Origin of the sequence: Streptomyces sp. NPDC056948 (assembly GCF_042674225.1) — a bacterium.
GTDB lineage: Bacteria > Actinomycetota > Actinomycetes > Streptomycetales > Streptomycetaceae > Streptomyces > Streptomyces purpurascens.
This window is the reverse complement of record NZ_JBHUQX010000498.1, coordinates 1-6163: the sequence shown is the minus strand read 5'-3', so window position 1 is coordinate 6163 and position 6163 is coordinate 1. Positions and strand designations below refer to the sequence as shown.

General features: G+C 71.2%; 7 protein-coding genes. 1 reads left to right on the top strand and 6 read right to left on the bottom strand.

Translation table 11 applies throughout. From position 1 onward, the window contains the following. The 4 genes from ACFTZL_RS39380 to ACFTZL_RS39365 form a co-directional block, all read right to left on the bottom strand. A partial coding sequence (locus ACFTZL_RS39380; RefSeq protein ID WP_382593652.1) for a Dyp-type peroxidase domain-containing protein occupies positions 1-370 on the bottom strand: 370 nt, incomplete at its 3' end. Between the two features lie 9 nt (positions 371-379). Then, positions 380-1528, bottom strand: coding sequence for an iron uptake system protein EfeO (gene efeO / locus ACFTZL_RS39375; protein WP_382593649.1), 1149 nt, complete (start codon positions 1526-1528; stop codon positions 380-382). 96 nt (positions 1529-1624) lie between these two features. After that, positions 1625-2455, bottom strand: coding sequence for a heme ABC transporter ATP-binding protein (locus ACFTZL_RS39370; RefSeq protein ID WP_382593655.1), 831 nt, complete (start codon positions 2453-2455; stop codon positions 1625-1627). After that, positions 2455-3540 (bottom strand): FecCD family ABC transporter permease, encoded by a 1086-nt coding sequence (locus tag ACFTZL_RS39365; protein WP_382593646.1) that lies wholly within the window; start codon positions 3538-3540, stop codon positions 2455-2457. Before ACFTZL_RS39365 ends, ACFTZL_RS39370 begins: the two co-directional genes overlap by 1 nt. 66 nt (positions 3541-3606) lie before the next feature. Here ACFTZL_RS39365 and ACFTZL_RS39360 point away from each other — a divergent pair, with 66 nt between their 5' ends. Beyond that, complete coding sequence (locus ACFTZL_RS39360; protein ID WP_382593643.1) at positions 3607-4251, top strand: PhzF family phenazine biosynthesis protein; 645 nt, start codon at positions 3607-3609, stop codon at positions 4249-4251. Between the two features lie 21 nt (positions 4252-4272). Here the strand turns inward: ACFTZL_RS39360 and ACFTZL_RS39355 are convergent, their stop codons facing one another. Together ACFTZL_RS39355 and map are read right to left on the bottom strand one after the other, a co-directional pair. Then, positions 4273-4920, bottom strand: a complete 648-nt coding sequence (locus tag ACFTZL_RS39355; RefSeq protein ID WP_382593640.1) for a heme oxygenase (biliverdin-producing) — start codon at positions 4918-4920, stop codon at positions 4273-4275. A gap of 164 nt (positions 4921-5084) precedes the next feature. Further along, a complete protein-coding gene (gene map, locus ACFTZL_RS39350) occupies positions 5085-5942 on the bottom strand; it encodes a type I methionyl aminopeptidase (RefSeq protein ID WP_382593637.1) in 858 nt (285 codons plus the stop codon). Positions 5943-6163 lie beyond the last annotated feature (221 nt).

Sequence of the window (6163 nt, the reverse complement as noted above, 5' to 3'; positions counted from 1 at the left end):
GGGCCTCGCCCGTGTCGTCCGGGGGCGCCTCGGGCAGGCCGCCGTAGGCGCCCCCGCCCACCGGGTGCCCGGCCGTCATCCGCCGGGCGGCCTCCGTCCAGTCCTTCAGCAACTGGACGAACTGCGCGCGGTCGTCGGTCGTCACATCGAACGAGGCGAAGTGCAGGCGGTCCTGTACCGGGGTGGCGATGCCCGCCTGGTGCGTGCCGTGGAAGGGAACCGCGGCCCCGGCAGCGGCCGGGGCTTCGTCGTCGCCGCGTGCCATCGCGACCGCTCCGCCGGCCGCGGCGGCGCCGAGCGCGAGGCCCGCACCGCCCCAGCCGAGCAGCGAACGGCGGGAGGGGGGCGGCGGTGTGTTGGTGTCCGTCATGGTGTCCCGCTACTTCGCGACCGCGGCGGCGAGCTTGGACAACGGCTCCGCGAGGGCGTTCACCGCGTCCGACAGCTCCTTGCGGTCCGCCTTGCCGACCTTGTCGTACGAGGTGAAGTCGTACGACGTGGTGTTCGGGCGGTACTGGTCGAGCAACTTGTCCAGCGCCGTGAACTGCTTGTCCAGTTCGGTGACGAGGGCCGCGTCGTTCTCCTTCGCGACCGGCTTCAGCAGCTCGTACGACTGCTGCGCGCCCTCGACGTTGGCCTTGAAGTCGACCAGGTCGGTGTGCGAGTAGCGCTCCTCCTCGCCGGTGACCTTGCCGGTGGCGACCTCGTCGAGGAGTTCCTTGGCTCCGTTGGCCATGGAGGTGGGGGTGATCTCGGCCTTGCCGACCCGCTTCTGCCAGTCCTTCAGATCGGTGATGAGCGTGCCGGCGAGTTCCTTCTCGCGGTCGCCGATCTTCTTGTCCTGCCAGAGGGCCTTCTCCAGGCGGTGCCAGCCGGTCCAGTCGGTGGCCGGGTCCTGGCCGTCCTCCAGGCCGTCCTCGCGGACGTCGACCTTCGGGTCGATGTCGCCGAAGGACTCGGCGACCGGCTCGGTGCGCTCCCAGCCGATGCGGGAGGGGGCGTACGCCTTCTTCGCGGCTTCGAGGTCGCCGTCCTTGACGGCCTTGGCGAACGTCTCGGCCTTGGGCAGCGTCTCGTCGGCCTGGGCCTGGACGTAGGCGCGGTAGGCCGCCACGGCCTTGTCCAGGCGCGGGTCGCGCTGGACGGCCTTGCCGCCGGTGACCTTGACGGCCTGGCGGATGCCCTTGCCCTTCATGCCGGGCTTGCAGGCGATCTGGTAGTCGCCGGCCTTCACCTCGGCGGTGACGCGCTGCTTGGTGCCGGGGCCTATGTTCTCCCGCTCGGTGACCACGCGGTCGTCGGGGAAGAGGACGTAGACCTCGGTGACCTTGGAACCCTTGTTCTCGACGGCCAGTTCGACGTGCCCGGCCGGGAACTCCTTCTTCGACACCTCGCACTTGTCGTCCGTCGCCGTGACGTGGACGACGTGGTCGCCGTCCTTGGCGTTGCTCTTCTCGGTGCAGCCGGTGACGGCGGTCAGGGCCGCCGCGACGGTGATCACGAGGGAAGCGGGTCTGGCGGGTCGCATGAGGGCTCCAGAGAAAGGAAGGTGAGGCTCACCTAAGGGCCACATCAGGATGCCTGAGTGGCTCAAAATCGCCGTCATGAATGAGTCAAGGAGAGGTCAAGGCTCCCGCCGGGGGGTCACCAGGAGCGCTCCTGTCCGGGGGTGCGGGAGGACCTCGACGGGCTGGTCGTAGACCTCGGTCAGCAGTCGTTCGGAGAAGACCTCGGCGGGCGGACCGTCCGCCGCGACGCGACCGGCGCACAGAAGCGCGACCCGGTGCGCGTAGGCGGCGGCGAGCCCCAGATCGTGCACCACCACGACCACCGCGTCACCGGCGTGCGCCCTTGACCGGCACAGCCGCAGCACCAGTTCCTGGTGCCGCAGGTCCAGCGCCGCGGTCGGTTCGTCGAGCAGCAGGAGCGGGGCGTGCTGGGCGAGGACCCGGGCCAGCGCGACCCGGGCCCGCTCGCCGCCGCTGAGCGCGGAGAACGGGCGCGTGGCGAAGCCGGTCACCTCGGTGGCGGCCATGGCCTCGGCGACGGCCCGGTCGTCGTCGGCCGGGGTCGTGGTGGGGGACGCGGCGTGCGGGGCCCGGCCCATGCGGACGACCTCCTCGACCGTGAAGGGGAAGGAGAGCGCCGCGGACTGCGGCAGGACCGCCCGGCGCAGGGCGAGATCGGGCGCGGGCCAGTCCGCCGCCGGGCGGCCGTGGACGCGTACGACGCCCTCGGCGGCCGGGACATCGGCGGCCAGGGCGTTCAGCAGGGTGGACTTCCCCGCCCCGTTGGGGCCGACCAGGGCGAGGACCTCACCGGCGCGGACCGTGAGGTCGACCCCCTTGACCACCTCGCGGGCCCCGAGCCGGACATGCAGACCCCGGGCCTCGGCCAGGACGTCGCCGGGCGTGGGCGGGGCAGGGGGAGTGGGACGTCGGGTACGCAGGCGGATCACGCCCAGCCTCCTTGTCGGCGCCGGGTGCGGCGCAGCAGCCAGAAGAAGAACGGGCTGCCGAGCAGAGCCGTCAGCACCCCGAGGGGGAGTTCGGCGGGCGCGGCGACCGTACGCGCCGTCAGATCCGCCGCCAGCAGGACGAGCGCGCCGAACAGCGCGCTGCCCGGGACGAGGAAGCGATGTCCGGGGCCCGCCAGCATGCGCAGCAGGTGCGGGACCACCAGGCCCACGAACCCGATGATCCCGGAGACGCTCACCGCCGCCGCGGTCAGCAGCGCGATGACGAGGACCAGCACGATCCGCAGCCGCTCCACGTCCACGCCCAGATGCCGGGCGGGCCGTTCGCCGAGGGCCAGCAGGTCCAGGCGGCGGGAGTACAGGGGCGCGACCGCCAGGCCGAGTGCCGCGCACGGCAGGACCGCCAGCACCTTCGGCCAGGTCGCCTGCGAGAGCGAGCCGAGCTGCCAGAAGGTGATCTGGTTGACCGCGGCCGTGTCCGCGAAGAAGAGGAACAGGCCGATCAGCGCCCCCGCGAAGGCGTTCACCGCGATGCCGGTGAGAATCAGCGTGACCACTTCCGTACGGCCGCCCGAACGCGACATCGCGTAGACGAGCAGAACCGTCACCAGGCCGGAGGCGAAGGCGAAGACGGACACCGTCCAGGTGCCGAGGACGTTCACACCGAGGGCGATCGCCCCGACCGCGCCGACCGCGGCGCCGGAGGAGACGCCGATGACACCCGGCTCGGCGAGCGGGTTGCCGAACACACCCTGCATCAGCGCGCCCGCGCAGCCCAGCGAGGCGCCGACCAGCAGGGCCAGCACGATCCGCGGGAACCGTACGTTCCACAGCACCGACTCGGCCACCCGGTCCAGCTCCCCGCCGCCCAGCCCCAGCCGGTGCTGCACGGACGCGAGGACGTCACCGACCGGGACGGGATAGGCGCCGGTGCCGGCGGCGACCGGGACCAGGACGAGCAGGGCGGCGAGCAGTCCGGCGGTCAGCAGCCACGTCGTCGTACGGCGTCTTCGGGGCGGGCTCTCGGCCGGGGCGCTCGTGGTGGGCCTCTCCAGTACGGTCATCCAGCCTTACCTGCGCTCTCTGTCGGTCGTCGTGGCGGTGGAAAGGTTCAAGGCAGAATTGCCCTCGTGACTGACTACGACGTACTCCGTGTCTTCTGCGGGCCGCGCGGCGGATACGGCAATGAACTCGGGGTCGTTCGCGAGGGTTCGGTGATGCCCGAGGAGAGCGAGCGGCAGGAGTTCGCCGCGAAACTCGGCTTCAGCGAGACCGTGTTCGTCGACGACCCCGAGCGCGGCGTGATCGACATCTACACACCGACCCTGCGGCTGCCCTTCGCCGGGCATCCCTGCGTCGGGACGGCGTGGCTGCTCGACGTGCCCGAACTGGTCGTCCCCGCCGGGGTGGCCGGTGCCCGGCAGGACGGGGAGTTCTGCTGGATCGAGGCGCGGGCGGAGTGGGTGCCGCCGCGCACCCTGCGGCAGTACGGCAGCGCCGCCGAGGTCGACGATCTGGCCGTGCCGCCGCCGGGGGAGTGGGTCTACGCCTGGGCCTGGGAGGACGAGCCCGCCGGCCGGGTCCGCGCCCGGGCCTTCCCCGGCCGCGGCGACGGCATCGACGAGGACGAGGCGACCGGGGCGGCCGCCCTGCTGCTCACCGACCGGCTGGGCCGGGCCCTCAACATCACCCAGGGCGCCGGCTCCCAGCTCCTGACCGCGCCCCAGCCGGGCGGGTGGACCGAGGTCGGCGGGCGGGTGCACCTCGAGCGCTGAACCAGGCGGTGGCCGCCGGGCTCACGCCGACAGCGGGAACTCCTCGCCCAGCGCCTGGAACACCGCGTTGTTCAGCGCGTACGCCCGCTTGCACTCGGCCACGGCCCGCTGCCGCTCCAGCTCGTCACCGGGCACGGCGTCCAGCAGAGCGCAGTAACTCCGCTTGAAGGCGGCCGGGTTGGGGATCTGCTCGAAGACGTAGAAGCGGACCCCGTCGCCCTTCTTCGTGAAACCCCACGCCTTCTCGGCCGTGTCGCGGATGATCTGCCCGCCGGAGAGGTCGCCGAGGTAGCGGGTGTAGTGGTGGGCGACATAGCCGGCCGACCAGGCGCGGGCGCACTCGGTGATCCGCTCCGCGTACTCCAGCGTGGCGGGCAGCGCGCTGATCCCCGACCGCCAGCCGGGGCCGCGCAGATACTCCAGGTCCTGCTCCAGCGAGGCCGTACGGAAGAGCTCCGGGCGGACGAACGGGCCCGCCACCGGGTCCGTCGCCAGCCGCGCCGCCCCCGACTCCAGCGCCCCGTACACGAACCAGAGCTGCTCCGTGTAGCGCGCGAACGCGTCGACGCCCAGTTTGTGCCCCAGCAGGTCGCTCATGAAGGTCGAGCCCCTGACCTCCTCGTGCTGCTCTCGGGAAGCGGTCCGAATGAGGGTCGAGAAGGATTCCATGGCGACACTTTCTATGGTTAGGCTAACCTAAGTCAATAGCTTTGCCGACCTGTTGTCGGTAAACTTCCCGACCCGGCGTCGGTAAAAACATGCGGACGCATGCGGACATGAGGAACGGCCCGCCCTCCGAGGAGAGCGGGCCGTTCGACGATGTGCGTGCGGTGCTACGGCAGCGTGAGAATCTCCGCGCCCGTGTCCGTCACCACCAGCGTGTGCTCGAACTGGGCCGTCCGCTTGCGGTCCTTCGTCACGACCGTCCAGCCGTCGTCCCACATGTCGTACTCGTGCGTCCCGAGCGTCAGCATCGGCTCGATCGTGAACGTCATCCCGGGCTGGATGACCGTCGTCGCGTGCGGGCTGTCGTAGTGCGGGATGATCAGGCCCGAGTGGAACGAGCTGTTGATGCCGTGGCCGGTGAAGTCCCGGACCACCCCGTAGCCGAAGCGCTTGGCGTACGACTCGATGACCCGGCCGATGATGTTGATCTGCCGGCCGGGCCGGACCGCCTTGATCGCGCGGTCGAGGGACTCCCGCGTCCGCTCCACCAGCAGCCGCGACTCCTCGTCGACCTCGCCCACCAGGTAGGTCGCGTTGTTGTCGCCGTGCACGCCGCCGATGTACGCCGTCACGTCGAGGTTGATGATGTCGCCGTCGCGCAGGACGGTGGAGTCCGGGATGCCGTGGCAGATGACCTCGTTGACCGAGCTGCACAGCGACTTCGGGAAGTCGCGGTAGCCCAGCGTCGAGGGGTAGGCGCCGTGGTCGCACATATACGCGTGCGCCACCTTGTCCAGCTCGTCCGTGGTCACCCCCGGGGCGATCAGCTTCGCGGCCTCCGCCATCGCCCGGGCGGCGATCCGGCCGGCGACGCGCATCGCCTCGACCGTCTCGGGGGTCTGCACCTCCGGTCCGGTGTACGGCGTCGGCGCGGGCTTGCCGACGTACTCGGGGCGACGGATGTTTCCGGGCACGGGACGGGTGGGGGACAGCTCCCCCGGTGCGAGCAGCGACTGGCCAGACATGCCAGCGAGTCTAACCAGCGCCCATGGGGGAACATGTCGATGGCGAGAGGAGCTGGTCATGGCCCTGTTCAAGAAGCGCACGGTCGGCAAGCCGGGTGAGTGGTACTACTGCCTGGAGCACAAGAAGGTCGAGGAGGGGCCGGAGTGCCCCAACAAGGACCGGTTCGGGCCGTACGCCTCCCGCACGGAGGCCGAACACGCGATGGCGACCGCCCGCGAGC